Origin of the sequence: Citricoccus sp., assembly GCF_032154715.1 — a bacterium.
Classification (GTDB): domain Bacteria; phylum Actinomycetota; class Actinomycetes; order Actinomycetales; family Micrococcaceae; genus Citricoccus.
Window position 1 is genome coordinate 46,263 of sequence record NZ_JALDXU010000007.1, and the last position, 23,891, is coordinate 70,153.

Annotated in this window: 25 protein-coding genes; 8 read left to right on the forward strand and 17 right to left on the reverse strand. The window is 69.4% G+C overall.

Features of this window, described 5'->3' with window-relative positions; genetic code table 11:
• Window positions 1-32: 32 nt before the first annotated feature.
• From RUH65_RS02500 to mftA, 11 genes are all read right to left on the reverse strand, one after another.
• Window positions 33-1,106: an ABC transporter substrate-binding protein gene (locus RUH65_RS02500; protein WP_313815618.1), complete on the reverse strand. Its 1,074-nt coding sequence runs from the start codon at window positions 1,104-1,106 to the stop codon at window positions 33-35.
• Between the two features lie 110 nt (window positions 1,107-1,216).
• On the reverse strand, window positions 1,217-1,957 hold the full coding sequence (locus tag RUH65_RS02505) for an IclR family transcriptional regulator (RefSeq protein WP_313815619.1): 741 nt from the start codon (window positions 1,955-1,957) through the stop codon (window positions 1,217-1,219).
• A 103-nt stretch (window positions 1,958-2,060) separates the two neighbouring features.
• On the reverse strand, window positions 2,061-2,882 hold the full coding sequence (locus tag RUH65_RS02510; protein ID WP_313815620.1) for a mycofactocin-coupled SDR family oxidoreductase: 822 nt from the start codon (window positions 2,880-2,882) through the stop codon (window positions 2,061-2,063).
• Between the two features lie 36 nt (window positions 2,883-2,918).
• Window positions 2,919-4,199, reverse strand: coding sequence for a pre-mycofactocin synthase MftD (gene mftD / locus RUH65_RS02515; protein WP_313815621.1), 1,281 nt, complete (start codon window positions 4,197-4,199; stop codon window positions 2,919-2,921).
• A gap of 73 nt (window positions 4,200-4,272) precedes the next feature.
• Window positions 4,273-5,220: a VWA domain-containing protein gene (locus RUH65_RS02520; protein WP_313815622.1), complete on the reverse strand. Its 948-nt coding sequence runs from the start codon at window positions 5,218-5,220 to the stop codon at window positions 4,273-4,275.
• A gap of 27 nt (window positions 5,221-5,247) precedes the next feature.
• Window positions 5,248-6,237, reverse strand: coding sequence for a MoxR family ATPase (locus RUH65_RS02525; RefSeq protein WP_313815623.1), 990 nt, complete (start codon window positions 6,235-6,237; stop codon window positions 5,248-5,250).
• A 7-nt stretch (window positions 6,238-6,244) separates the two neighbouring features.
• Window positions 6,245-7,075 (reverse strand): mycofactocin-coupled SDR family oxidoreductase, encoded by an 831-nt coding sequence (locus RUH65_RS02530; RefSeq protein ID WP_313815624.1) that lies wholly within the window; start codon window positions 7,073-7,075, stop codon window positions 6,245-6,247.
• Window positions 7,076-7,153: 78 nt separating this feature from the next.
• Window positions 7,154-8,002, reverse strand: a complete 849-nt coding sequence (locus tag RUH65_RS02535; protein WP_313815625.1) for a mycofactocin-coupled SDR family oxidoreductase — start codon at window positions 8,000-8,002, stop codon at window positions 7,154-7,156.
• Between the two features lie 64 nt (window positions 8,003-8,066).
• Window positions 8,067-9,326 (reverse strand): mycofactocin radical SAM maturase, encoded by a 1,260-nt coding sequence (gene mftC, locus RUH65_RS02540; RefSeq protein WP_313815626.1) that lies wholly within the window; start codon window positions 9,324-9,326, stop codon window positions 8,067-8,069.
• 24 nt (window positions 9,327-9,350) lie between these two features.
• Window positions 9,351-9,671, reverse strand: coding sequence for a mycofactocin biosynthesis chaperone MftB (gene mftB / locus RUH65_RS02545; protein ID WP_313815627.1), 321 nt, complete (start codon window positions 9,669-9,671; stop codon window positions 9,351-9,353).
• A 2-nt stretch (window positions 9,672-9,673) separates the two neighbouring features.
• A complete protein-coding gene (gene mftA / locus RUH65_RS02550) occupies window positions 9,674-9,775 on the reverse strand; it encodes a mycofactocin precursor MftA (RefSeq protein ID WP_159550742.1) in 102 nt (33 codons plus the stop codon).
• 136 nt (window positions 9,776-9,911) lie between these two features.
• Here mftA and mftR point away from each other — a divergent pair, with 136 nt between their 5' ends.
• Both mftR and mftE read left to right on the forward strand, forming a co-directional pair.
• On the forward strand, window positions 9,912-10,658 hold the full coding sequence (mftR, locus tag RUH65_RS02555) for a mycofactocin system transcriptional regulator (RefSeq protein ID WP_313815628.1): 747 nt from the start codon (window positions 9,912-9,914) through the stop codon (window positions 10,656-10,658).
• A complete protein-coding gene (mftE, locus tag RUH65_RS02560) occupies window positions 10,645-11,331 on the forward strand; it encodes a mycofactocin biosynthesis peptidyl-dipeptidase MftE (RefSeq protein WP_313815629.1) in 687 nt (228 codons plus the stop codon). Before mftR ends, mftE begins: the two co-directional genes overlap by 14 nt.
• A gap of 27 nt (window positions 11,332-11,358) precedes the next feature.
• On the opposite strand, the gene mftF is transcribed toward mftE, so the two are convergent.
• The 4 genes from mftF to RUH65_RS02580 all read right to left on the reverse strand — a co-directional run bounded on the left by mftF (window position 11,359) and on the right by RUH65_RS02580 (window position 16,184).
• Window positions 11,359-12,879: a mycofactocin biosynthesis glycosyltransferase MftF gene (gene mftF, locus RUH65_RS02565; RefSeq protein WP_313815630.1), complete on the reverse strand. Its 1,521-nt coding sequence runs from the start codon at window positions 12,877-12,879 to the stop codon at window positions 11,359-11,361.
• A complete protein-coding gene (locus RUH65_RS02570; protein WP_313815631.1) occupies window positions 12,876-14,507 on the reverse strand; it encodes a GMC family oxidoreductase in 1,632 nt (543 codons plus the stop codon). The genes mftF and RUH65_RS02570 overlap by 4 nt, the downstream gene beginning before the upstream one ends.
• Before the next feature lie 98 nt (window positions 14,508-14,605).
• Window positions 14,606-14,938 (reverse strand): DUF4282 domain-containing protein, encoded by a 333-nt coding sequence (locus RUH65_RS02575; protein WP_313815632.1) that lies wholly within the window; start codon window positions 14,936-14,938, stop codon window positions 14,606-14,608.
• Between the two features lie 178 nt (window positions 14,939-15,116).
• Window positions 15,117-16,184, reverse strand: a complete 1,068-nt coding sequence (locus RUH65_RS02580; RefSeq protein WP_313815633.1) for a hypothetical protein — start codon at window positions 16,182-16,184, stop codon at window positions 15,117-15,119.
• Between the two features lie 137 nt (window positions 16,185-16,321).
• Between RUH65_RS02580 and RUH65_RS02585 the strand changes: the two genes are divergently transcribed.
• Window positions 16,322-17,707 (forward strand): M14 family zinc carboxypeptidase, encoded by a 1,386-nt coding sequence (locus RUH65_RS02585; protein WP_313815634.1) that lies wholly within the window; start codon window positions 16,322-16,324, stop codon window positions 17,705-17,707.
• An 81-nt stretch (window positions 17,708-17,788) separates the two neighbouring features.
• Here the strand turns inward: RUH65_RS02585 and RUH65_RS02590 are convergent, their stop codons facing one another.
• On the reverse strand, window positions 17,789-18,490 hold the full coding sequence (locus tag RUH65_RS02590) for a response regulator transcription factor (RefSeq protein ID WP_313815635.1): 702 nt from the start codon (window positions 18,488-18,490) through the stop codon (window positions 17,789-17,791).
• A 90-nt stretch (window positions 18,491-18,580) separates the two neighbouring features.
• Here RUH65_RS02590 and RUH65_RS02595 point away from each other — a divergent pair, with 90 nt between their 5' ends.
• The 4 genes from RUH65_RS02595 to RUH65_RS02610 all read left to right on the forward strand — a co-directional run bounded on the left by RUH65_RS02595 (window position 18,581) and on the right by RUH65_RS02610 (window position 22,174).
• Entirely contained in the window at window positions 18,581-19,264 is a 684-nt protein-coding gene (locus RUH65_RS02595) for a sensor domain-containing protein (RefSeq protein WP_313815636.1), read from the forward strand.
• Between the two features lie 5 nt (window positions 19,265-19,269).
• Window positions 19,270-20,589: a histidine kinase gene (locus RUH65_RS02600; protein ID WP_313815637.1), complete on the forward strand. Its 1,320-nt coding sequence runs from the start codon at window positions 19,270-19,272 to the stop codon at window positions 20,587-20,589.
• 68 nt (window positions 20,590-20,657) lie between these two features.
• The gene (locus RUH65_RS02605) at window positions 20,658-21,158 is read left to right on the forward strand and encodes a transporter substrate-binding domain-containing protein (protein ID WP_313815638.1); all 501 of its coding nucleotides are present in this window, start codon (window positions 20,658-20,660) and stop codon (window positions 21,156-21,158) included.
• Between the two features lie 2 nt (window positions 21,159-21,160).
• Complete coding sequence (locus RUH65_RS02610) at window positions 21,161-22,174, forward strand: cation diffusion facilitator family transporter (protein WP_313815639.1); 1,014 nt, start codon at window positions 21,161-21,163, stop codon at window positions 22,172-22,174.
• A gap of 10 nt (window positions 22,175-22,184) precedes the next feature.
• Here the strand turns inward: RUH65_RS02610 and RUH65_RS02615 are convergent, their stop codons facing one another.
• On the reverse strand, window positions 22,185-23,180 hold the full coding sequence (locus tag RUH65_RS02615) for a bile acid:sodium symporter (protein ID WP_313815643.1): 996 nt from the start codon (window positions 23,178-23,180) through the stop codon (window positions 22,185-22,187).
• A gap of 145 nt (window positions 23,181-23,325) precedes the next feature.
• On the opposite strand from RUH65_RS02615, the gene RUH65_RS02620 reads away from it, so the two are divergent.
• Window positions 23,326-23,891, forward strand: a 566-nt coding sequence (locus RUH65_RS02620) for an alpha/beta hydrolase fold domain-containing protein (RefSeq protein WP_313815640.1), incomplete at its 3' end; no start/stop codon positions are given.

Sequence of the window (23,891 nt, forward strand, 5' to 3'; positions counted from 1 at the left end):
TGCTCCTCGGGGTCCTCGGGGATGGGCGGAACTCAGGACGCCGGCAGGTAGCTGTTGTCCAGCCACTCCAACGGGTCCGCTCCGGCCTCGACCATCCCGGCGGACACGAGCTCCTCGTATCCTTCGGCCCAGTAGCCCTCATCCGTAGTGAGCAGCGGCTGGGTCCCCTTCGCCGTCCAGAGGTCCCGGCTCTGGCTCAGGGACTCCGTGGCGACAGCGTCGTCGTCCAGAGACCCGAAGGAGTACTTCGACCGCATGGTCTCGATGACCGCTTCCAGTGACTCGTCGTCGACGATCTCCTGGACGGCGTCCCTGATGGCGGCCAGGTACGCCTTGATGTGTTCCCCGTGCTCCTCCAGGGACTGCTGGGTGGCGGTGTAGATCTGGGAGTCGGCGCGCACGGCATCGCCGGCGTCGAAGGCCTGCGCCTCGCCCTCGAACTGCTGCTGGGTGACGATGGACTGGTCAATGCTGACCATGTACCCGGCGATGTCCCCACGCTTGACCAGTTCGAACGTCCCGGGACCCAGACCGACGACCTGGCGAGCGACGTCATCGGGGTTCAGCCCGGCCTGGTGCAGCATCAAGGAGAGCGACTTGTCGCTGGTACCGCCCTCGGAGGGCACCCCGATGGTCTTGCCGAGGAAGTCCTCGGGCTTCTCCAGCGGGTTCGCCGTGGAGTTGAGGATGCGGATGGACGAGCCGCGGACGATGCTGCCCACGTTGACGAGGGGCTGTCCGTCGGCAGCTGCTGTGATCAGGTCGATGGCCCCCACGCGGGTCAGGGGCCCCGCCCCGGCGACGAGCGTCTGGATGGCCTGGGGCGAGCCCTTGGTGGATTGGAACGTGACCGTCAGGCCGTGGTTCTCGAAGTGGCCGCCGGCATCGGCCAGCAGCTCGGGAGCAACCGAGAGGGTTTCCATCGGCAGGTAGCTCAGGTACGTGAACGGTGCGGTTCCACCCGCACTGGCGCCGGCGGTGCCGGAGGATGCGGTACCGCAGCTGCTGAGAAGTCCGGTCATGCCGAGTGCCGACAGCCCCAGGGTGCCGGCAAGGAAGCCGCGTCGGTTGACCTGGGATCGGGCGGGTGGGGATTGCAGGAACATCGTTGACTCCTTGTTCGGATGGATCGCCGAACACGACTCTGCCAACGGGGGGCGTCGCCGCTCTACAGAGATCTCAGCCAGTGAGATCTGAGTCACACCTGGCGCCGGAACTAGCGGTTCATCTGGATGTTCAGTGCCATGGACCTCGTGATGGCCAGGGCGGTCGTCTGCACGGCATGCGCCATGGTCTGTTCGTTCAGGCTCCCCAGGGGTGTGTTGACGGACAGGGCGGCCATGACCTGGCCATGGGTGTCACGGATCGGCGCCGCCACGGAGATGGCGTCCATGACGACCTGGCGGTCACTGACGGCAAAGCCGCGTGACCTGATCGAGGCCAGCATCCGCCGCAGTTCCGGAGGACTGGTGACGGTCAGGGGCGTCCGCTGCTCCAGACGGCTCGACAGGTAGTCCTCCTGGACCTCCACGGGCGCATGGGCCAGCAGCATGAGTCCCACCGAGGTCAGGTGCAGCGGATAGTGGCTTCCGATGTAGGGCCGGGAGTTCCGCGCACGCCAATGCGACATTCGCTCGATGAAGACGGCTTTCGCCCCCTCCCGCACGGCCAGGTGGACCGGGTGGCCGGTGATGTCCATCAGGTCCTGCATGAACGGCAGTGCCGCCTGCTGCACCCCGCCGGACCGCGGCGCATGGGCGGCGACCTCCCACAGCCACAAACCCACGTGATACCGATGCCCCTCGCCGATCTCCAGCACCCCCTCCTCGGCCAGGGAACGCATGATCCGGTGGCAGGTGGAGGCCGGCAGCCCGGTCCGGCGGCTGACCTCGGTGGCGGTCAGTTCCTCCGCGCCCCGTTCGAAGGCTCGGAGGATGGACGCCATCCTGGACAGCATGCTTCGGTGATCCTCGCCAGCCAGGGCTCCTCCTCCTCGTGTGCCTCCCATCACACGATAGTCGCCGAGGCGGATGGCCAGCATTCCGGGTCAGACGCCCAGCTCAGAAGTACTGCGTCCCCTGGTCGATGCTGAGGTGCTCCGAGGTGATGTTCGCCGCCGCCGGAGAGACGAGGAAGGCGACCGCGTCGGCGATCGCCTCAGGCTCCATCCACCCGGGTTCCATGAAGGCCTGACCCATCTGGTTGACCTTCGGGTTCTCCCGCGTGGACGCCTCGATCCGGTTCATCATGTCTCCGCCGCCCATGGGGGTGGCCACACCTCCCGGGTGCACCGAGTTCACCCGGATGCGGTGCGGACCGAGTTCGATGGCGAAGCCTCGGGTCAGGCCGACCAGAGCGTGCTTGGAGGAGGTGTAGTGGATCATCATCGGCTGCACCTTCTTGCCCGCATAGCTCGAGGTGATGACGATCGCCCCGCCCCGGCCGGCATCGATCATGTGCTGGGCTGTGGCGGTGATGGTGTTCCAGACCCCGGTCAGGTTGATGTCGATGGTGGCCTGCCAGGACTCTGGAGTGATGTCCTGCCATTTGGCCGGCTCACAGATGCCGGCGTTGGCCACCACGATGTCGAGGCTGCCGAGTTCCGTCACCGCCCGGTCGGCGGCTGCCATCAGTGCTTCGCGGTCCCGCACATCGGCCTCGAAGGCCAGGATCCGGCGGTCCAGCTCCTCCACGAGCCGGACGGTCTCCGCGAGGTCGTCCGGGGTGGCGGCGGGGTAGGGGATGAAGTCGCCGATGGGACCGGCAACGTCCACGGCGACGATGTCCGCTCCCATGCCCGCCAACTTGAGGGCATGGGCACGCCCTTGGCCGCGGGCAGCACCGGTGATGAAGGCGACTTTGCCCTCGAGTTCGTTGGACATGGTGGTGACTCCTTCTGGGGGTAGAAGCTCAGGAGGCTAGAAGCTGAGGGGTGGACGGGTGGCTGGGCCCAGGCCGCCAGCGGCCCCTTCAACGGCAGAGGATCCCAGGGCCGGGGCGCCCCAGACATGGCCCTCGTCGCCGCCGGCCGTGATGGCGAATCCCGGCGGGATGAGCAGGTCTCGGGCGGAGATCTCGGACAGGGCGGCATGGCCGTTGCCCATCATGGCCGCCTTCAGCCCGTCCTTCATGATGTCCAGCACGTTCTCCACTCCGGACTGCCCATTGGAACTCATGCCCCACAGGTAGGCCCGGCCGATCAGCACACCGCGGGCCCCGAGCGCCAGGGCCTTGTACACGTGGGAACCACGGCGGATGCCGCCGTCGAGGTACACCTCGACGTCGTGGCCGATGGCCTCCGCGACGGCGGGCAGCAGGCGGATGGTGGCCGGCGTCGTATCGAGGTTGTTGCCGCCGTGGTTGGACACGGAGACGGCGCTGACGCCGGCGTCCCGGGCGGCCTTGGCGTCGTCCACCCGGGTGATGCCCTTGACCATGAACGGTCCGTCCCACTGCCGGCGCAACCAGGCGATGTCATCCCACGAGGGGATCTCGGTCTGACGCCACCAGCCCATGGCCTCGAAGAAACCTGGAGCCGGCTCGCCCTTCGGTACGGCGTTCGGCACGGAGAGCTCCGGCGGGCGCAGTGTTCTGGCCCAGTCCAGCGCGTAGCTGAACTTGCCGCCCCGGATGATCTCCGGGGCGTACTTGAGGATGGTCTTGAGGTTCATCTCCTGCGGGATCTCGGGGCTGCCCCAGTCCCGGCCGTAGCCGTTCGTCCAGTCGAGGGTGATGATCAACCCGGCCGCCCCGGCGTCCTTGGCCCGCTGCGCGAGCGCCAGCATCTGGTCACGGCCCCCCGACCAGTACAGCTGGAAGAAGGTCCGGCCGGGGTTCTCCGGCATCACGTCCTCCATGGCCTTCGAAGAGTATGCACCGAGCCCCATGGCAGCGCCACGGTTGTTCGCCGCCCGGGCGACCGCGATCTCACCGTCGGGATGCACGGCCTGGACCCCGGTGGGTGAGATCATCACCGGCAGCTCGACGGGCACACCCATGATGGTGGTCCTGGTGTCCTGTGCGAGCGGGTTGCCCGTGATCTTGGGCGCGAAGCCGAGCTCGGCGAAGGCGTCGATGTTGTTCTGCACGGTCATGCCGCGCTCCGAACCGGCCACCAGGGCCATGTACACGGACGCCGGCAGGCGCTTCTGCGCGCGGCGCTGGGCCTCTGCCACGCTCTCGAACCACGGATTGGTCATGGTGATGCCGTCCTCACTGTTGGGTGTCGTTGGTCGCTGTTGGTCGGTGTTCGTCTTGGTGCCGCGCGGGTGTTCACGGACTCAGGATCCTGGACAGAGCCCGTGGCAGGTCCCGAAAAGTCCGCACGGTCTCCAGCCGTCCCCTCCCGTGCCGGGCCAGGGCGCGTCCGAGGTCCACGTCCTTCTCCCCCGAGGTGTCGAGCAGGACGTCCAGCCGGGGCAGGCTGGCGGCTGCGGGGCGGGGGTCCGGTCCGGCGTTGTGCACACAGTCGGACAGCAGCAGCACCCGACCCTCGGCAGCCGGAACCCTGGCCAGTTCGTCGCGCGCCAGACGCAGGGGATGCTCCACATTCGTCAGTCCACGTGCCGGGATGCGCACGAGCGTCTCGAGGATCCCTCCCGGGGTACCTCCCTGGCCCATCGGTGCGATGCGGGCGGCATCGGACCAGAAGGCGATCACGGCCAGATCGTCCCGGGCGAACTCTCCCACGATGGCACCCACGGCAGCGGCGGCCGAGCGGACCCTCTCGCCGCGCATCGAGCCGGAGACATCGAGGAGCAGCACCATCGCCCGGCGTTGCCGGATGCGCTCGCGCACCACGATGTCCGAGGATTCGGGGACCGGCTTGGCCACGAGGTTCTCCACCGTCGCCTCCAGGTCGATGTCCTCGGCACTGCCCCGGAAGGGCAGCTGCTCCAGATCGCCCAGGCCACGCCGCGCCGTCGCGCGCCGCGGCGGCTGGGGAATCGCCAAGGACAGGGCGATCTCGTGTGCCCGGCGCAGCGCCTCCCGGTCCGCGTGCTCGTCCAGGTCCTCCAGCTCGATGACCTGACTGTCCTCGCCGGTCTCCCCCGGCGCAGCCGAGCCCCGGACCCGGGCGGTGGCCGCGTCCCTTTCGGCCCCGCTGGCCGTCAGCACCTGACCTCCGCCCTCGCCGGTGGCCGGCTCGAAGACCGTCGGGGCCTGATCCAGCACCTTCGGCCTGCGACGCCGGCCCGGCGCCTTCTGCGTCCGGCGCACGATCGGAGCGTCGTCCTCGATCCGCTTTCAACCCGGCTCAGCCGCCGCGGGTCGCAGAATGAAGTGGTCCTCCCAGATCTCGCGCAGCACGCGCTCGGGCGTGGTCCCCGCTGCCTCGTCCACGTGGAGGCGCCCGGACAGGGAGACCATGGCGGCGTCGAGGAGGGCGTCGGCATAACGGCGTCGCGGGGTGTCCTCCGCGCTCACCCGCCCCTCACCCGGAGTGTCCAGGCCATGCAGGTTCAGCAATTGTGCGGCCACCAGGACCAGGTCGATGGCCCCCCGTACCGAACTGCCCTGACGGGTGTCCTCATGCTCCCGGGTGGCCCGGGTCAGGGCGACGGCGTCCGAGACCAACGCGGAGGCGAGCCGCGCTGGGACGTCCTGGCCGGCGTCGGGCCCGAGGCCGGTGCGCCATGCCACGATCCGGTGCTCCGCCGCGGCATCCTGATACCCGAGGACGAGGCGGTTGAACCGGTCATGCACTGAGGTGGACAGACGGGTGGTCCCCACATGGTCATAGGGATTCATCGATCCGATGATGCGGAAGGTCGGCTGGGCCGTGATGGTTCCGATCCGCGGGATCGTGACCTGGCGCTCCGCCATGGCCGTCAGCAGAGTGTTGAGCGTGTCATCCGGCGCACGGTTGAATTCCTCGATGTAGAGGAAGCCGCCCTCGCGCATGGCCCGCACGAGCGGGCCGTCCGTGAAATTCTCATCCCGGTACCCCTCCCGCAGGACCCGGGCGGGGTCATGACCTCCGAGGAGCTTCGACGGGGTCAGGTCCGCGTTGCCCTCGACGAGGACGAAGGGGATGCCCCATTCCTCGGCGATGGCGCGCAGGATCGTGGACTTGGACGTCCCCGGGGGGCCTTCCAGCAAAATGTCCCGCCCGGCCGCCACCGCGGCGAGGACCAGGTCGAGTTCGCGTTCACGGCCCACCACGCGGTGTCCGAGGCTCTCACGGACGCGGGCCACGTGGCTGCTGTCCCGCAGACCCGTTGATTGGGCGCTCATGTTCTTCCTACTTGATCGCCGCGCCTCCGTCGACCGGAATCTGGCCGCCGGAGACGTAGTACGACTCATCGGAGGCGAGCCACAGAACCGCGTTGGACACGTGAACGGGCTCGATCCAGGCCTTCCCGAAGGGGTTCAAACCGGCGAATGCTGATTCGGCGTCAGACGCCTTCGGTTCGTCCAGGTCCGGCCGGAAGAGCCGGTACGCGCTCTCGTTCTTGACCATGGGTGTGTCGATCGAGTTCGGATGGATGGTGTTGACCCGAATGCCGTGTGGGCCCAGCTCGTTCGCGAGCACCTTCATCAGACCGACAATGCCGTGCTTCGCAGTGGTATAGGCAGCGACGTTCGCCAGTCCCTTGAATCCGGCGAGGGAGGAGATGATGATGACGGACCCCCCTTTGCCGGCCTTGATCAGGTGCTCGGCAGCCGCGGCGTAGGTGTGCCACACGCCCGTCAGATTGATGTCCTGGATGTCGTTCCACGATGTCTCGCTGACCTCATGCGTGTTCGCTCCGAAGGTGAAGATCCCCGCATTGGCGACGATGACGTTCACGGCCCCGAGTTCGGCCACGCCATCGTTGACAGCCGACTTCAGTGCGTCGAGATCGCGCACGTCTGCGACGCGCGTGACCACGCGACGGTCCAACGCCTCCACTTGTCGCGCGGTTTCCTGAAGCTCGTCCTCTCCCGGCAGTTCGTAGAAGCCTTCAAGGCTGTCCACCGGAGCGCAGAGGTCGACCGCGATGATGTCCGCGCCCTCCTCAGCCAGCCGGACGGCGTGACTCCTGCCCTGCCCGCGGGCAGCGCCGGTGATGAAGGCGACCTTGCCTTCCATACGTCCTGTCATGGTGTATGACTCCTGTCTCGTGATGCGGTGATGGTGCCGAGAGCGGCAAAAGGTGAGGTGACGGGCTCAGAAGACGACGGACTTGAGACCGGCGCCGGCGTCCACGGGCAGCGGGACACCGGTGATGTACCGGCCCTCCTCCGAAGAGAGGAAGAGGAGCGCATTGGAGATGTCCACCGGCTCGACCCACGGGATGGGCAGGGTGTTCATGGACTGGGACGTCGCGGCGAAATCCTCGTCGGTGGGGTTCTCCAGGTCCGGCCGGAAGAGCTTCTTCGTGGCCTCGTTCATAATCATGGGGGTGTCCACCTGGGTCGGGTGGATGGAGTTCACCCGGATGCTGTGCGGGGCCAGCTCGAGGGCGAGCGTCCTCATCAGGCCGACCACTCCGTGCTTGGCCGAAACGTAGTGGGCGATGTTGCCCATGCCCTTGAGTCCGGCCAGGGAGCTGGTGAGGACGATCGAGCCGCCGTTGCCGCCGGCCTTGAGGTGTGGGATCGCAGCCTTGGCCGTGTGCCACACGCCCGTGAGGTTGATGTCAATCATGGTCTGCCAGCCGCTTTCGGACATGACGTCCGCCTCGGCCATCTCGCCGGAGATCCCGGCATTGGCCGAGACGATGTCGAGCCGTCCGAACTCGGCGAAGCCCTCGTCAGCGACCGCCTTGACGGCCGCGTAGTCGCGGACGTCGGCCTGGCGGGCGATGATGCGCCGGTCCAGGGCCTCGACCTGACGTACCGTCTCCGCCAGATCCTCGGCGGTGGGGCCCGCGTAGGGGACGTGTTCGACATCCTGGCAGATGTCGAACGTGATGATGTCAGCACCCTCCTCCGCGAGACGCACGGCGTGGCTTCTGCCCTGCCCTCGTGCTCCTCCGGAGATGAATGCGACCTTGCCTTCGAGACGTGCACCCATGATGTGACTCCGTATTCTGGTTGCTGTTCTGATTGCGGTGGGGTGATGGCGGAGGGGGATCCGGTCAGGACGAGGCGGCCGTGGAGGCGCCCGGGGGCACGAATCCGGCCAGGGGGTCGATCTCGCAGGCACTGACCGGCGGGCGTGCGGGTGCACCCATCCCGATGCTCACCGGCACCGGCAGGGACTTCGCGCGTGGGCGGGGCGGTGAGGTCCGGTGGGATCGATCGACGCTGGGCCGTGGGAACTCCAGGTCCGCCTCCCGTCCCTGGAGGAGTTCCTCGCCGAGACCGCGCACGCATTCCGGGTCTGGTCCGTCGAGGGGCAGGCCGGTGAAGAACTTCGCGGCCATGCAGCCGCCGCGGCAGGTGTCGATGAATTGGCACCCGGCGCAGGCCCCTCCCGTCTGCGGCTCGCGCAGCTCGGTGAACAGCTCGGATCCGCGCCACACGGCGGCGAAGCCGCCATCGGTCACCGTGTTGCCCGCCTTGAACTCATCATGGATCGCAAAGGGGCAGGCATAGACATCGCCGACCGGATCGATCAGGCACACCACCCGCCCGGCACCGCAGAGGTTCAGCCCGGGCAGGGTCTCGCCGTAGGCCGAGAGGTGGAAGAACGAGTCACCGGTCAGCACCCCCTCGCCGTGGGCCACCAGCCAGTCGTAGAGCTCGCGCTGCTGCTCGGGACGCGGGTGGATGTCATCCCAGACGTCCACCGCGCGTCCGGAGGGCCGCAGGCGGGTGATGCGCAGCGTGGCACCGTACTCGTCCGCCAGGGCCTTGAACTCGTCGAGCTGCGGGATGTTGTGCCGGGTCATGACCACGGAGATCTTGAATCCCTCGACGCCGGCATCCTTCAGGTTCTGCATCGCCCGGACCGCGAGGTCGAAGGAGCCCTTGCCCCGCAGGGCGTCGTTGACCTCCGCGGTGGCCCCGTCGAGGGAGATCTGCACGTCGATGTAGCCGTTGTCGGAGATCCGCTGCGCGGCCTCCGGCGTGATGCGGACCCCGTTGGTGGAGAACTTCACGCCCACATCGTGGCTGGTGGCGTACTCGACGATCTCCCAGAAGTCGGATCGGACGGTCGGCTCACCGCCGCCGATGTTGACGTAGAAGACCTGCATCCGCTGGAGTTCGTCGATGATCTCCTTGCACTGTGCGGTGGACAGCTCGTTCGGATCACGGCGTCCGGAGGCGGAGAGGCAGTGCGAACAACTGAGGTTGCAGGCGTAGGTCAGCTCCCAGGTCAGGCAGATCGGGGAATCGAGACCGCGTTCGAAGTGGTCGATGAGGGAAGGACGGCGCTCGGGGGCGAGGGTCAAGGGATACTCCCGGTGGTTGAGTCGTCAGGCGTGGTCGGTGGAGGGCAGCAGCATGTCCGTGTCGGCGAGCCGTTGCAGGGCGGACACGTATCCGGGACGGGCCTTCTCCTCGATCTCCAGGGCGGTGAACGTCGCGTCCACGCTCGGGAAGTCGGCCAGTGCGGTGACCAGGTCGACGAGTCGGGTGTCCTTGAGGAAGCTGAGGCGGCGGGTGCCGAAGTGGTAGAGCAGGGCCCCGAAGGGCTCTGGCCGCACCGCCACGCGGGGATTCAGGATCCAGGCCGTCCCGGGATCGAGGCCGAGCCCCGATCCCGGATCCACAGCCGGGTGTGTGGTGGTGGCCAAGGTCAGTAGACCCCGCACATGCCGTCGATCGAGACGTCCTCGACGAGATCGTCCGCCGTGACCTCGGGGTCAGTGCTCTGGGCGTGGGCGCTGGACTGCTCCATAGTTCCTCCCTGGAAAGTGCTGGAAGCATGTGAGCTGGATCACTCGCATGATGGGAGACTAAATGACACTGGGTGCCAATGCAATGGATCGTTGACAACCTGGTGAACAATCTTCCTAGAGGCGAGAGGACGGGCCATGACCGAGAACCACGAGACACCTGACCGAGCGCTAGGCCGTCCCCGTGCCACCACGCATGACGTGCTGGCCGAGATCGGCGTGGAGCTCTTCACCCGCCACGGGTATGAAAACGTCTCGGTCCAGCAGATCGCCGATGCGGCGGGAGTGTCCCGCCGGACTTTCTTCCGCTACTTCCCGACGAAGGCGGACCTGCCCTGGGGCGACTTCGGCCGGGAGGTGGAACGGCTGCGCGGAGAACTGGCCCTCATGCCGGATGACATTCCCCTGATGGCCGCCGTGCGCCAGGCCGTCGTGGACTTCAACCGCGTCCCGCCGGACGCCGTCGACCAGCACCGCGCCCGGCTGGGACTCCTCCTCACGGAGCCCGAGTTGATCGCCCGGTCCCTGGTGAAATTCCTGGACTGGCGGCGGGCCATCGCGGAGTTCACGGCTCGACGCCTCGATCTGGATCCCACGTCCTTTGTTCCCGAACTGGTCGGCGAGGTCGCCTTGAGCGCGGCCGTCGCCGCCTATCGGCAGTGGATCCCCTCGCCTGATGCCGATCTCTCGACCTTCATCGACACCGCCTTCGCCGCGATCGTGGACCTGGACCGGCTGGAGCAGGGAGTCGCCGCACCACTGACCGCTCGCCTCTCCACCACGGCTGTCCACGCGCGCGGACGCCCGCACGCCCAGGGACAGCATCACGGGAGGACCAGGGACACCGCGAGCATCCACGAGGGGAACGCCGATGAGACTCACTGACGCCACCTGGCCGGAGATCCACCCACAGACCTTCGGCGGCGCACCCCCGGTGCTCGTGCTCCCGGTCGGGGCGCTGGAACAGCACGGTCCACACCTTCCCCTGGACACGGATGCCGTCACCGCCACCGCGGTGGCCACCGCCGTGGCAGAGGCCCGGCCTCGTGCTGCCCTCGCCCCGACCCTCCCGATCGGTGCCAGCGGGGAACATGCCGACTTCCCCGGCACGCTGTCCATCGGCATCGAGGCCCTGCGTCAACTCATCGTCGAGGTGGTCCGCAGCTCCACGCCGACGTTCTCCGCGGTCATGGTGGTCAACGGCCATGGCGGCAACATGGAGGCCCTCCGGTCCGCAGTCGAACTGTGCACGGCCGAAGGACGCAGGCTCCTGCCCCACCACCTGGGCCTGCCGGGGATGGACGCCCATGCCGGCCGCACGGAGACCTCGCTGATGCTGCACCTGAGCCCGGAGCGGGTGCGGCTGGATCGCGCGCAGCCTGGCAACACCACGCCCGTACGGGAGCTCCTCACCGAGATGAGGGCGCACGGGGTGCGCGGCGTCAGCCCGAACGGCGTGCTCGGCGATCCAACCGGTGCTAGCGCCACCGAGGGAGCGGACCTGTTCGTCCGGCTCCGGGACCGGGCCATCGCAGCGTTCGACGAACTCACGGGATAAACGGCCAGACAGCCGAGGCGGCAGAACTTACGCCCCGCGCCGGCGCAGCCTCGGGCGCAGCACCGCCCAGCGCCGGGACCGGACCGCGGCACGGAGCACGCCGGTACCGTAGGCCGCGTCCGCCACGAGTCGCAGGGCCAGGTGCCGGACGGGATCGAGGGCCGCACGGGCGTCGCACGCCGGATTGTCCCGGCTGACACGGTGCTGAACCCAGTGCCGGGCGGCCTGCAGAGTGTCCGGCACCGTCGGAACCAGGGCCAGCACGACGACGGTGCGCGCCACCTGCCGCGCACGGCTCGCCGGCGCCACGGACACCCCGAGCGCGGCCACCCCGAGCGGCCACCATTCGCGGCGCAGGGCGTTGCCGACGGCCGTGATCTCGGACCGCAGTCCGAGCAGGGCCACCTCGGCGCCGCCGGACAAGGGCAGACCCCGACGGTGGAAGCGGCGGACGTTGGCGCCGAACTGGACCGCCACACCCCCTGCGGCGACCGCCAGGCCCATCCCCCGCACCACATCCCTGCCACCGGCAGCCACCAGGCCTCCGGCAAGCACCGCCAGCCCGGGCCATCCACAGGTCGCCGGGGCGAGCCGGCCGGGGTGCCGGTCCTCGAGCGGGACGGCAGAAGTCCCGTAGGCCGCGTGGCGGTGGGACCACTGCGCCAGCCCCGCCCGGACCTTATGATGGACCTCGGCGGAGGGCACGTACCGGACGGTGTGACCGGAGGCGACAAGGCGCCAGATGAGGTCGACGTCCTCCCCCACCCTCAGCCCGGGCTCGAAGGGCGGATCCGGCAGGGCCGCCCGTCGCACGAGCAGGGCAGCGGTGGGGACGTAGCCGATCTGGCCCCCGGGGGCCACGCGTCGGGCCTGGGGTCCGAGGTCGAGTCCGCCGCGCCGGGACTCGAACCGTTCCAGGACGGTGCCGGGGCCGGCGCCGGTGACGGTTCCCCGGACCCGGGGAGCGACGACGGCCACTGTTGGGTCGTCGAAGTGAGGAAGCAGGACGTCCAGCCAGTCCTCGGTGGGCACGGTGTCCGCGTCCAGGAACACGACGACGTCGGCCGGTCCCTCGGATGAATCATTCGACGCGGCCAGGCCGGCATTGCGGGCGCCGCCGGGCCCGACGTTCTCGGGCAGGACCACCAGGCGCACGCCGTGGGCAGCACAGACCCGTGCGATGCCACGGGCGTCGGCCACGGCCGAGGCGTCATCCACCACGGTCACGCGATGGCCGTGCACGGCCGGGAGGAGACGTGCCAGGGGCACGGCCGAACCGTGGACCGGCACGATCACCTCCACCTCGCCCGGACGGGGCCGGCGTGGGTGGTGGACGGGCAGGGCCAGACCGCGGTCCACGAGCAGTCGTGCGGTGGCACGTTCCACGTCGTCGGCCGGCTCGACGGCCCCGGCACCGCGGCGCAGGACCTTCCTGGCGAAGGGACGGGCCGGAGCGGACAGCCGGGCCAGTCCCCACGGCGACCCGCCGAACACCAGTTCGCCGTGGCGGCGGGTGTAGGAGCCCTGGGTCCGGGCGATGGCCGTCATCGACCCTCCCGGATCCGGGACCCGGCCAGGTGACCCAGTGCCATGGCCACCGCGGCCGTCCCTCCGGAGGGATGCGCGGGCAGGGCGGAGAGGTCCGCCACGTGCAAACCGTCGATGCCCCGGACGCGCAGGTGCTCATCCACGACGGCCTCCGGTCCGCCAGCCGCGCACGTCCCCACGGCGTGGTAGATGCCGCCGCCGGACGTGCGGACGAAGGCGGCGGCGGCCTCGTCATCGCCGTCGGTGACACTGGCACCGGGCAGGTCCTCGCCGATGACCACGCCCGAGAGCGCCGGTGCGGCGAGCACGGCGCGGGCTGCTGTCAGGGCATGGGAGGCCGCCGCCCGGTCGCGGAGATCCTCGAGCAGGGGTGCACGGACGTGCGGGGGCCGGCGGAGGTCGGTGCTCACCGCGTGAACCGACCCGGTGGAGTACGGGCTGAGGGCATAGGCCTGGATCATCAGCCCTGCATGGTCCGCGGGAGCAAGGCCCGTGCCGTCCGTTGAGACGTCGGTGAGCAGCAGTTGCAGATCCGGCCGGTTCCCCCCGGTCGAGTCCACGGAGGCGGCGAGCGGGTAGGGGCCCGAGGCGAGCGGTCCGGTCCGGGCCACGAGGTACTGGACTGCGGCACCGAGCAGGCCTCGGGTGGTCCCGAGCGTGCTGTTGAGCCCCAGTCCCGGGCGGATCCGGGCCTTGACGGTGGCCCCGCGTTGTTCCCTGAGACCCTCGCCCACCCGCGGCGCTGCGACGACGGTATCGATGCCGAGGTGCCGCAACCGGTCCGGATCTCCGATGCCCGAGCGCTCCAGGAGCGGCGGTGTCTCCACGGTCCCGGCGGTGAGAACCACCTGGTATCGGGCGTGATGACGAATGCGGCCACCGTCCGCGGTGACGGTCTCCACGCCGACCGCGCGGTCACCGGCGGTCAGCACCCGCACGGTGGTCTGCCCCGTGAGCACCCTCAGATTCCCCGCACGGAGTCCGGGCCGCAACAGCGTGGCCGCACTCCGCCGCTTTCCGCCCTGGAGCGTGGCCGGGGTGCCTCCCACCCGGGGGCCGACGGCGGCGCGCACGTCCGGCACGAACGGCACCCCGGTCTCCCCGAGGCCGGCGATCAGGGCCCGCAGGACCGCGGATGGAGGTTCAGGCGAGGGTTCGGACGGAGGCGGCGGGACGGGCAGTACGGCTTCCAGGTGGTCGAAGGCCCGTCCGAAGGCAGACCAGGACCAGTCCGGGCCGAGGTGTTCCGCCAGGCCGTCGTAGAGGTGGGATTCTCCGCGCAGGTACATGGTGCCGTTGATGAGCGTGGAGCCGCCGACGCCCCGGCCCCGCCGCCACACGTCCACGGGACCCGGCTCCGGTGCCGGGAATGCCGGATACTCGAGGCTGATCCGCGGGTCGAACATGGTCCGCACAAAACCCTTCGGCACGGCCACCAGGGGGTTGGGGTTCCACGGGCCGGCTTCCACGAGCAGGACCCGCAGGTCCGGATCCTCAGCGAGGGCGGCAGCCGTCGCGCATCCAGCCGCACCGGCACCGACCACGAGGATATCGGCGGTCAGGCCGCTGGCGCCGTCCTCGCGCCGTCGAATGCTCGCCCCTGGCAGATGGCCTGTTCGTGTCCGCATGATGCGCTCATGCTATCGACCTCGTACGGTGGCCACTCGGGTGTGCCACGGACTGGGCACCGGCCCAGGACACCGGAGAGTGAATCGACCAGGGCGTGCTAGTGCGCGGCACGGCCGCCGGTGGGCCGCTCGATCAGGGCGTCCATGGCGGTGGAGAACTCCAGGATGATCCGGGCACACGCGATCCAGAGCACGGCGGGAACCCAGCCGAGCAACAGGGCCAGGATCCCGAGCGTGGTTCCCTGGCTGAACCCGAGGACCACCGCAGCCACCCAGGTCACCACGATGCCCACCACCACCACGGCATAGATGGCACGGGCCAAGCCCCTCGACATCCGCTGGTTCCCGTTCAACTCGAAGAGGGCCCGGAACAGGGTCATCGGCCCGTGCGGCTCCGGCGGAGCATGCCCCGGGTGGCGATACGGGCTCATGTGGCTGAGTGGCTCCTGCCGGCGGGTGGCCGGCTGTGGGCCAGGGGAGACAACCATCTCGGACCTCCTGCATCGGACCGGGTGCACCACGGCGGATCAGGAAGATCACGTGCATCAGGTACACCGCATACCCTCACCCTAGAACTGCCGCTCAGCAGTGTGAAGACGCCGTGGCCGCTCACGGGCAAGCACGAGAACCGGCGAGCACGGCCCGCCCGATCGGCTCCGCCACCGCCGCGTTCTCCAGGTGCCCGATCACCGCATGCGGCTCCTCGCCGGCGTTGACCGGCACGTCCCGGACCTGCCCGGCCAGGGCCTGCTTCAGGCGGGGGCCCAGCGGGTTGAGGATCGCCACCACATCACGCACGTCATAGCCGTTCACCCAGGCCGAACGCCGGTCCGGGACCACCGCGGGCACCGGTGCTGGTCCCTCCCCCGCGCTCCCGGCGCCCCCGAGCAGGTGCCGCTGTACCACCGGCAGACCAAGCGGGCTCCCGGTGGTCGCCACCAGGGCGATCGGCCGGCCCCGTGCACCCCGGGTCAGCGCGTCATGGGCGACCACGCTGCCCAGACTGTGGCCGACCACCACCACGGGTTCGTCCCGCGGGACATCCGCGAGCGCCCGTTCCACGATCGCCAGCACGGTCTGACGCACGTCGGCGCAGCCCAGGTAGTAGGCCACGTCCGTGAAGTACTCCTCGATCACCCGCGCGGAGACCCCCGCCCTCTCGGCCACGAACTGCAGGGCCGCGCGCAACCACGGCACCCTCAGCAGCTCGTCCAGCTCCCACCAGGGGCGTCCGACGCCGGCCGGCACCCCCTCGTCGGTCGGTTCACCGGGCATCGGGCGCAGGGCCGCCGTCGGGTGCGGGGCCGCGACGGGATTGCGCCCGGCGTCCGGGTCGAATCGCAATGGTGTGGTGATGTCCTGGAGCAGGCCGGCCTTGACCTCGCAGATCTCCTGCACGCCGGCCGGCATCGGCTGGCCCGTACTCCAGCGAGCGAGGTCCGGCCCCGGGCCGGTGCCCTCGCGTTCGGCGACGGCGTCGCGGAACGCATCGCCGTAGAAGGGGAACATCACGGGGGCCGCGTCCGGGATCGTCGGGCGGCCGGCGTCGCGAAGTCCGGTGTTCAGGGCCTGCAGCCACCGGCGGCGAAGGGCCTCCGCGTGCTCCACGACCTGACCGGGCGGGATGCCCGGATCAGTGTGCTGGCCGCGCCCGTGGATGAGGAACAACGTGGTCATGGTCTGCCTCCTCGCCACAGACTAAACCTTGACGTTCCCTGAACGCGTCACATCTACTGGCCGGGTTCAAGAGGCTGAGCCCGTGGACGAGGACGTCCCACCGGACCCGGCCTCAACCAAGGAGGAGGGCATTTCCCATGGGACACAAGAAAAGACTGACCGCTGTAGGCTGCGTGCTGGCTCTGGCCGGCACGGCACTGGTGGCTGGCCCGACGGCCGCCGCACCGGACACGTCCGAGGCATCGGCAACGGCCGCCACGGCCGACTCTCAGGCTCTGGAACAGTCGCTGGCCGCGGCTCCCTCTCAGGGCCTGCAGACACCGTTCGAGGCCAGCAACGGGGCGAACTGGACCACGGTCGAGGAGGCGCAGACCTTCCTGGAGGAACTCGATGCGGACAGCAAGCGCGTCGCCCTGCAGCAGGTGGGCGAGTCGGTGGAGGGCCGGCCGCTCAACCTCGTCACGGTCGGTTCCCCGGCGCCGGAATCGCAGGAGGAGGTCGCCGACGGCTCCATGATGCTGTTCAACTGCTCGATCCACGGCGATGAGCCCTCCGGGCGGGAGGGGTGTCTCCAACTGGCCCGGGACCTGAGCACCACCACTGATCCGGCGTGGAAGCGGCTGCTGAACAAGACCACGGTGGGCTTCACCTTCATCAACCCGGACGGTTGGGAGGCTGACACCCGCGAGAACGCCGACGATGTGGACATCAACCGGGACTTCCTAGCCCTGGCCACCCCGGAGGCTCAGGCGCTGGCCACGGTCATGCGGGACTGGAATCCAGACGTGATCAACGACCTCCACGAGTTCGGTCCGCGCGAGTTCTATGACACGCAGGCCCTGGTCCTGTGGCCCCGCAACCGGAACGTGGACGCCACCATCCATGATCTGTCCGAGCGGATGGTGAACAACTACACGGGGGCACAGATCGAGGCCAATGGGATGACGAGCGGGATCTACGGCCTGCTGGTCAAGGACGGCGAACCGTTCCAGCAGGTGGCCGGTGACCACCAGGCGAGGATCCTGCGCAACTACACCGGCCTGAAGCACATCACCGGGCAATTGACGGAGGCGGCGCAGGGCCCCGTGACCCCGGAGGAGGAGAACGACCCGCAGCTGGCGAACCGCCGTGCCGTGGATGTGCAGTACGCGAGCGCCGTCGGCTCGCTGGCCATGATCTCGGAGAACCGGACCAGGCTGGCCCGCCAGTCGGCCCAGGCCGCCGAACGTGCCACCCAGGCCGGGGCCGAGCAGGCCGGTGTCGTCTACTTCAGCGGCCAGGACAACATGCTCCCGACCACCAGTGACGGTGCCGAGCCCCACCCCATGTGCGGATATCAGCTGACGGAGGCGCAGCTGTCCGAGTTGGGGTCCACCCTGGAACTGCACGAGATCACGTGGGAGGAGAACGCCGAGGGTGCCTTCGTCACCATGGCGCAGCCCGGCAAGACCCTGATTCCGCTGCTGCTCGATGAGCGCGCCGAGTACGGGTTGACGGAGGCCACGCCGCTGGACGACTGCTGAGACGAGCCGTTCCTCTAGCGATAGTGCCGCCCGGTGCCGGCCCGGGTGGCCGGCACCGGGCGGACTCGTTCTGGCGGTCTCTCACCGCCCGGCGCTGACCAGCCCTGACTCATAGGCGGTGACCACGATCTGTGTCCGGTCCCGCAGGCCGAGCTTGGCGAGGATCCGGGACACATGGGTCTTGATCGTCTGCTCGGAGAGGAACAGCTCACCGGCCAGCTCCGCATTGGACCGTCCGGTGGCCACGAGCCGCATGACCTCCAGCTCGCGCTCGGTGAGCTCCCCCAGCACGGTCACATCCGGGGCGCGCGTCACCGGCCGGTTGACGTAGTCCGCGATCAGCTTCTGGGTGATCGACGGTGCCAGCAGGGCCTCACCGGCCGCGACCACCCGCACGGCGTTCGCGAGGTCCTCAGCGGTGGCGTCCTTGAGCAGGAACCCGCTGGCACCGGCCTGCAGGGCGGCGAAGACGTACTCGTCCGCATCGAAGGTGGTCAGCATGATCACCCGTGGATGGGCGTCCCCGGGCATCGCGAAGACCGCACGCGTGGCGTCGAGCCCATTGACCACTGGCATCCGGATGTCCATCAGCACCACGTCAGGCCGGGACCGTTTGACCAGGTCCACCACCTCGGCGCCGTCCGGCGCGCTCCCGACGACGGCCATGTCCTCCTGGGCGTCCAGCAGGGCCCCGAAGCCCTGACGGACCATGGCCTGGTCATCCACGATGAGGATCCGGATCGGGTGTGCGGCGGAGAACGGCTCCGCAGGTCGCTGACTCACCCGCCCAGCGTATCCGTCACCCCCCGGTAGCCCCCACGTTCACCCTGCCGGGTGATGACCAGGAGTGGCCGGCTCCGTAGCTTCGCCACCATGAACACCACACCTTCCATACTGTCCCGCCTCGGCCGTGACTTCGCCTTCGTCCTGCCCGGCTTCTTCATCTCCCTCTTCGCCTTCGTCCTGCTCGTTCCCCTGTTCACGCTGGCTCTCGGCACCGCCGTCATCTGGATCGGCGTCTGGCTGGTGCCCGTCGTGCTGCTGATGGCCACCGGCTTCGCCGAACTGTCCCGCAGCCGAGTGCGGCTCTGGGGCGGACGGATCGACCAGCCGGGCTACCGCCGTGGCGGCGCCGGAGTCACCGGCTCCCTCCGTTATCTCACCGACCCACGGCGCTGGCTGGACCTGCTCTTCGAGACACTCATCGCCTTCCCCGTGCGCACCTTCACTTTCGTGGTGTCCGTGACCTGGACGGCGGGGGGCCTCGGGGGGGCGACCTACGTCCTGTGGGGCCACTACCTTCCCCGCGGCGAGCAGGAGTCCCCCCTGGCCGCCGGCATGCTCGAGGCCTTGACGGGTGGGGCCATCCCGGACGCCGTGGCCACCAGCTACGCGGTCGAGTCCGTCGTCAACTTCCTGGTCGGCGTGCTCTTCCTGCTCACCCTGCCCGCCGTGATGCGCGGGCTCGCCCTGCTGGACGCCTCCACCACGGTGGCGGCGCTCGGTGCCGGACCGGCGCAGGAATACCCGCTGCCGGCCGTGGCGCGGGTAGCGTGATCACCATGCGAGCCGCCGAGCCGTCTGCTTCCTCGTCCGTCTCCTCCCCGCCTTTCTCGGGTGAGGGACATCCCCCTGGATCGTCCCCCGCCCGGGCCAGTTTCTCGCGCAGTGGGTGGGCCTGGCTGCTGACGTCCTGCGCCGCCGTGGTCCTGATCGCCACCGGGTGGCCCCTCCTCGCTGCGGTCCACCACGTCCACGTCGCCATCGCCATGGTGCTGGCCGTCGCCCAGGCCGTCGCCCTCCCACTCGCGGTGCGGCGGCCCGTGCCCGCGATCGGCGTGGGTCTGGCGGCGGCCCTGGGCACGATGTCCGCTGTGGATCCGGACTCCGGCCCGTGGCCCTGGCCTGTCACCACCCTGATCGCCTACGTCTTGCTCGTCCTGGTGCTCGCGATCCGCCATCCCTGGCGGCTGGGGGCCGCGGCCTGGCTCGCCGGCGCCGTGGTCGGGGGGCTCGGACTCGCGCTGATCCCGGACACAGGACTTTCCCCCGGCAGGGTGATCTCCAACGTCACGACAGTGGCCTCCCTCACCGGTGGCGCGCTGGCCGTCGGCAGCGCCCTGCGGGTTCTCCTGGCCAGCCGCAGCCAACTGGACCACGAACGCCAGCTCACGGCCGAGGAGGAGGCCAAGCGCCGCGAGCTGCAGCAGCGCAACCGCATCGCCCAGGAACTGCATGACGTGGTGGCCCACTCCATGTCCGTCATCTCCGTGCAGGCGACCACCGCCCCCTACCGGCTCCCCGGCATGGACGAGCCGACGCGGGGCGAGTTCGGCTCGATCGCCGACTCCTCCCGCCGCGCGCTGATCGAGATGCGCGGGTTGCTCTCCGTCCTGCGAGGAGACGACGCCGCCGACACCAGGCCCCAACCGACCATCGCGGACCTCCCCCAGCTGGTGGCCACCACGCGGTCCTCCGGAGCGCAGGTGGACCTGGAGATCGATCCGGAACTCCTCCCGTTCGGCGGGGCGGCCGCGGAGCCCGGGACCGGGGCCCTCGGGGCGGCGAGTGCGGCCGGTGACTGGTCCGCCGTCGTCCCTCCGGCCACGGGCCTGACCGCCTACCGGGTGGTGCAGGAGGCGATCAGCAACGCCCTGCGGCACGCGCCCGGCGCCGCCATCCACGTGCAGGTCTCGGTGGGAGACCAGATCGGGGTCCGCATCGCCAACGGACCGGCCTCCCGCGGGGGGTCCGTGGCCTCGCCGGGCGCCGGCCTCGGCCTGAAGGGTATCCGCGAGCGCGTGAGCGCGCTGGGAGGCACGGTCAAGGCCGGTCCGACGTCCGAGGGCGGCTTCGCCGTGAAAGCCCGGTTGCCGCTGTAGCCGCCTGCGTCGGAACTAGCCACCAGGGGACGGTTCTCCTTACAGTGGGCCCAGGAGGAGGAGGATCCATGAACATGTCCAGAAAATCGGCCATGACCAGCGGCTTCGTGGTCGCTGCGGTGGCCCTGACGGTGACCGGTTGCACGTCCTCGGCCTATCCGGCCGACCCGGACGGGACCTTTGACGACGTCTCGGGTGGCACACTCTCGGTGGGGGTGGTCCACCACCCCCCGTACGTGGACGCCACCGGTGCCGAGCCCACCGGCAGCGAGGTGGAACTCATCCAGGCCTTCGCCGAGGAGATCGACGCGGAGATCGAATGGACCGCCTCCGGCGAGGAGGCCCTCATCACTGCCCTTGAGACCGGGGACGTGGACCTGATGGCCGGTGGACTGACCGACCAATCGCCCTGGACCTCCCAGGCCGCCCTGACCCGCCCCTATGCCGAGGACACCGGACCCGATGGCAAGACCGTCAAGCTCGTCCTGGCCGTCCCGCTGGGTGAGAACCAGATGCTCGGCGAGCTCGAGCGGTTCCTCGACGAGCGTCACCCGGGGATCACACCGTGATCATGACCGTGCGCCGATTCGGGCGGACCGAACTCACACCCGAACTACAGCAAGCCTTGCGACGAGCCACCCGCCTGGAATGGATCACCCTGGGGATGCTCGCGGTGACCGTGACACTCGTGATCGTGGTCATGGGCAATTCCCAGGCCATGAAGGCGGCCTGGATCGAGGACATGCTGTCCTTCATCCCCCCTCTCGCCTTTCTGGTGGCGGTCCGCATCATCAAGCGCCCTCCTACGCGGAGCCGGCCCTATGGCAACCACCGCGCCGCGGGGGTGGGGCATCTCGTGGCCTCAGTCGCCCTGCTGGTCATGGGTGCGTACCTCATCATCGACTCCGGCAGCGGCCTGGTGTCGGCCGAGCATCCCCCGATCGGCACGTTCCACCTGTTCGGGCACACGGTGTGGCAGGGCTGGTTCATGATCGCCGTCATGGTTCTGTCCATCCCGGGACCGGTGATCCTGGGACGGATGAAGATCAGGATCGCTGAGCAGCTGCATGACAAGGTTCTCTACGCTGACGCGGACATGAACAAGGCGGACTGGAAGACCGGGGTCGCCACCGCCGTCGGGGTGGCCGGCGTCGGGCTGGGACTCTGGTGGTTCGACGCCGCCGCCGCGATCTTCGTGGGTGCCAGCATCCTCAAGGACGGCATCACCAACGTGGGCACCGCGATCACGGACCTGGCCGATGCCCGGGCCCGGACCATCACGGGCGAGGATCCGCACCCGCTGGTGGCGAAGGCGGAGGACTACGCCCGGTCCGTCGACTGGGTGCAGGCGGCCGGGGCCCGTATTCGCGATGAGGGGCACGTGTTCCACACCGAGATGTTCGTGGTCCCCCATGAGGGATCGGCACAGTCTCCCGCACGCCTGCGCGAGCTGGCCGAGGGCATCGTCGATCTGGATTGGAAGCTGGAGGACGTGGTCGTCGCCCTCGTGGAGGAGTTGCCCGCAGAGGTCCACGGCGGTGTCGAGCGGGACAAGCAGTCCGAGGGCGGCCGGGTGGCCCGCTGACGCTGAGGCCTCAGTTCCGGAGACGCTCCCGGACCACCAGGGGAAGGGCACGGGTCAGCACCACCATGACCACCAGTTCCACCAGGGTCTGGGTCACCACCACGAGCGGTGTGAGGTCGAAGGCGGCCGGCAGAGCGAGCACTAGCGGCAGTATCACGAGCGAGTTCCGGGTCACGCCGCTGAAGACCAGCGCCCTGCGCCCCGGGGCGTCCAGGCTGGCCAGCCGGCCGGCGGCCAGGCCGATGACCACCATGACCACCGCGAACGCCACGAACACCGGGACCACGGCGAGCAGACCCCCGAGGTGCGCCCCGACGCCGTGGATCTGGGACGCGACCACCACGGCCAGGGTCGCCATCATCAACGGGACCATGGCTGCGAGCGCACCGTCCCGGAGCCACCGCCCGGCACGCCAGCGGGTGGCGGCCGCCTGGGTGAGCCACGCGGCGGCCAACGGCAGGACGATGAGGAGGACGAAGGCCTCGATGAAGGGGCCGGCGTCGACCGTCTGGAGGAAACTCTCGCCCACCATCAGCCGCAGGTAGACGGGCAACAACGCCATCTGGGCGAGCATGAGCAGCGGTGTGGCCGCCAGCAGGCGGTCCGCGTCCCCACCGGCCAGGCGGGTGAAGACGATGACGTAGTCCACGCACGGGGTCAGGAGCACGAACAGCACGCCGACCTCCAGCGCCTGGGAGGGCGCCACGAGGCGGGAGAGGCCGAAGGCCACGAGGGGGATCACGGCGAAGTTCACCAGCAGGACCGTCAGGAGGAACCGGCCGTCACGGAAGGCCCCCGCCAGCCGCGGGAACGGGACGGCGAGGAAGGTGGCGTAGAGCAGCAGTCCGAGCACGGGGTTGATCGCGTGTCCCGCCGGTCCGGCGACGGCCGGGACCAGTAGCCCGACGCCGGCCCCGGCCAGCAGCGCGGCGACGTACAGCACCACCTGGTGCCGTTCCAGCCACGGAACGGTGACCGCCACTCCACCCGCTGCCTGTTGCCACATGCCTTCCAGCATCTCAGGATCTGGCGGTAGAACCTGGACGGTGGTGACGCCGGGCTCGATACCCCCGACTGAGTCGATGGCCACGGCCATGGGACCATTAGGCTGAGCACATGGAACAGTCCACCGCTCCACCCCGCTCGCGCCCGTGAACCGGCTGTTCCGGTCCGTCCTGGGCCTGTTCGCCGCACCGCGACTCAACGTCCGGGAGGATTACGCGAAGGTCCGGCGTTTCCAGCAGCACGTCGCCGCGTTGACGGGGCCGCGCTACCGTCCCGTGTACCGGCAGACGGCGGCGGACGTGGGGACCCATCGCGTCCCCGTGAGGGTCTTCCAGCCGAAGGAGAAGCGGCGCGACGAGGTCTTGCTCTTCTTCCACGGGGGTGGCTGGGTCACCGGTGACATCGAGAGCTACACCCCAGCCTGTGCCACGATGGCCGATCTCACCGGCTGCGTCGTGGCCTCCGTCGATTACCGGCTGGCACCGGAGCACCCGTTTCCCTCGGGCCTGGACGACTGCTACCGCGTCGCCCGGATGTTGCTGGAGGATCCGCAACGGGCCGGCATCGAGGACGCGAGGAACATCGTCCTGGTGGGCGATTCCGCCGGGGGAAATCTCGCTGCCGCCGTCTCCCTGTTGCTGCGGGAGCGTGGTCACCGCCGGGCCGCCCGGCAGATCCTGCTCTATCCGGTGACCCATTGGGACCATGATCC

Coding starts and splice junctions, on each gene's coding strand:
- RUH65_RS02595 (WP_313815636.1), top strand. CDS start 18,581: ATGAACACCACACCTTCCATACTGTCCCGCCTCGGCCGTGACTTCGCC.
- mftA (WP_159550742.1), bottom strand. CDS start 9,775: ATGGAGCAGTCCAGCGCCCACGCCCAGAGCACTGACCCCGAGGTCACG.
- RUH65_RS02505 (WP_313815619.1), bottom strand. CDS start 1,957: ATGCTGTCCAGGATGGCGTCCATCCTCCGAGCCTTCGAACGGGGCGCG.
- RUH65_RS02535 (WP_313815625.1), bottom strand. CDS start 8,002: ATGGGTGCACGTCTCGAAGGCAAGGTCGCATTCATCTCCGGAGGAGCA.
- RUH65_RS02510 (WP_313815620.1), bottom strand. CDS start 2,882: ATGTCCAACGAACTCGAGGGCAAAGTCGCCTTCATCACCGGTGCTGCC.
- RUH65_RS02610 (WP_313815639.1), top strand. CDS start 21,161: ATGACCGTGCGCCGATTCGGGCGGACCGAACTCACACCCGAACTACAG.
- RUH65_RS02615 (WP_313815643.1), bottom strand. CDS start 23,180: ATGTGGCAACAGGCAGCGGGTGGAGTGGCGGTCACCGTTCCGTGGCTG.
- RUH65_RS02525 (WP_313815623.1), bottom strand. CDS start 6,237: ATGAGCGCCCAATCAACGGGTCTGCGGGACAGCAGCCACGTGGCCCGC.
- RUH65_RS02605 (WP_313815638.1), top strand. CDS start 20,658: ATGAACATGTCCAGAAAATCGGCCATGACCAGCGGCTTCGTGGTCGCT.
- mftE (WP_313815629.1), top strand. CDS start 10,645: ATGAGACTCACTGACGCCACCTGGCCGGAGATCCACCCACAGACCTTC.
- mftF (WP_313815630.1), bottom strand. CDS start 12,879: ATGACGGCCATCGCCCGGACCCAGGGCTCCTACACCCGCCGCCACGGC.
- RUH65_RS02575 (WP_313815632.1), bottom strand. CDS start 14,938: ATGAGCCCGTATCGCCACCCGGGGCATGCTCCGCCGGAGCCGCACGGG.
- RUH65_RS02600 (WP_313815637.1), top strand. CDS start 19,270: ATGCGAGCCGCCGAGCCGTCTGCTTCCTCGTCCGTCTCCTCCCCGCCT.
- mftR (WP_313815628.1), top strand. CDS start 9,912: ATGACCGAGAACCACGAGACACCTGACCGAGCGCTAGGCCGTCCCCGT.
- RUH65_RS02585 (WP_313815634.1), top strand. CDS start 16,322: ATGGGACACAAGAAAAGACTGACCGCTGTAGGCTGCGTGCTGGCTCTG.
- RUH65_RS02570 (WP_313815631.1), bottom strand. CDS start 14,507: ATGCGGACACGAACAGGCCATCTGCCAGGGGCGAGCATTCGACGGCGC.
- RUH65_RS02580 (WP_313815633.1), bottom strand. CDS start 16,184: ATGACCACGTTGTTCCTCATCCACGGGCGCGGCCAGCACACTGATCCG.
- mftD (WP_313815621.1), bottom strand. CDS start 4,199: ATGACCAATCCGTGGTTCGAGAGCGTGGCAGAGGCCCAGCGCCGCGCG.
- RUH65_RS02530 (WP_313815624.1), bottom strand. CDS start 7,075: ATGGAAGGCAAGGTCGCCTTCATCACCGGCGCTGCCCGCGGGCAGGGC.
- RUH65_RS02500 (WP_313815618.1), bottom strand. CDS start 1,106: ATGTTCCTGCAATCCCCACCCGCCCGATCCCAGGTCAACCGACGCGGC.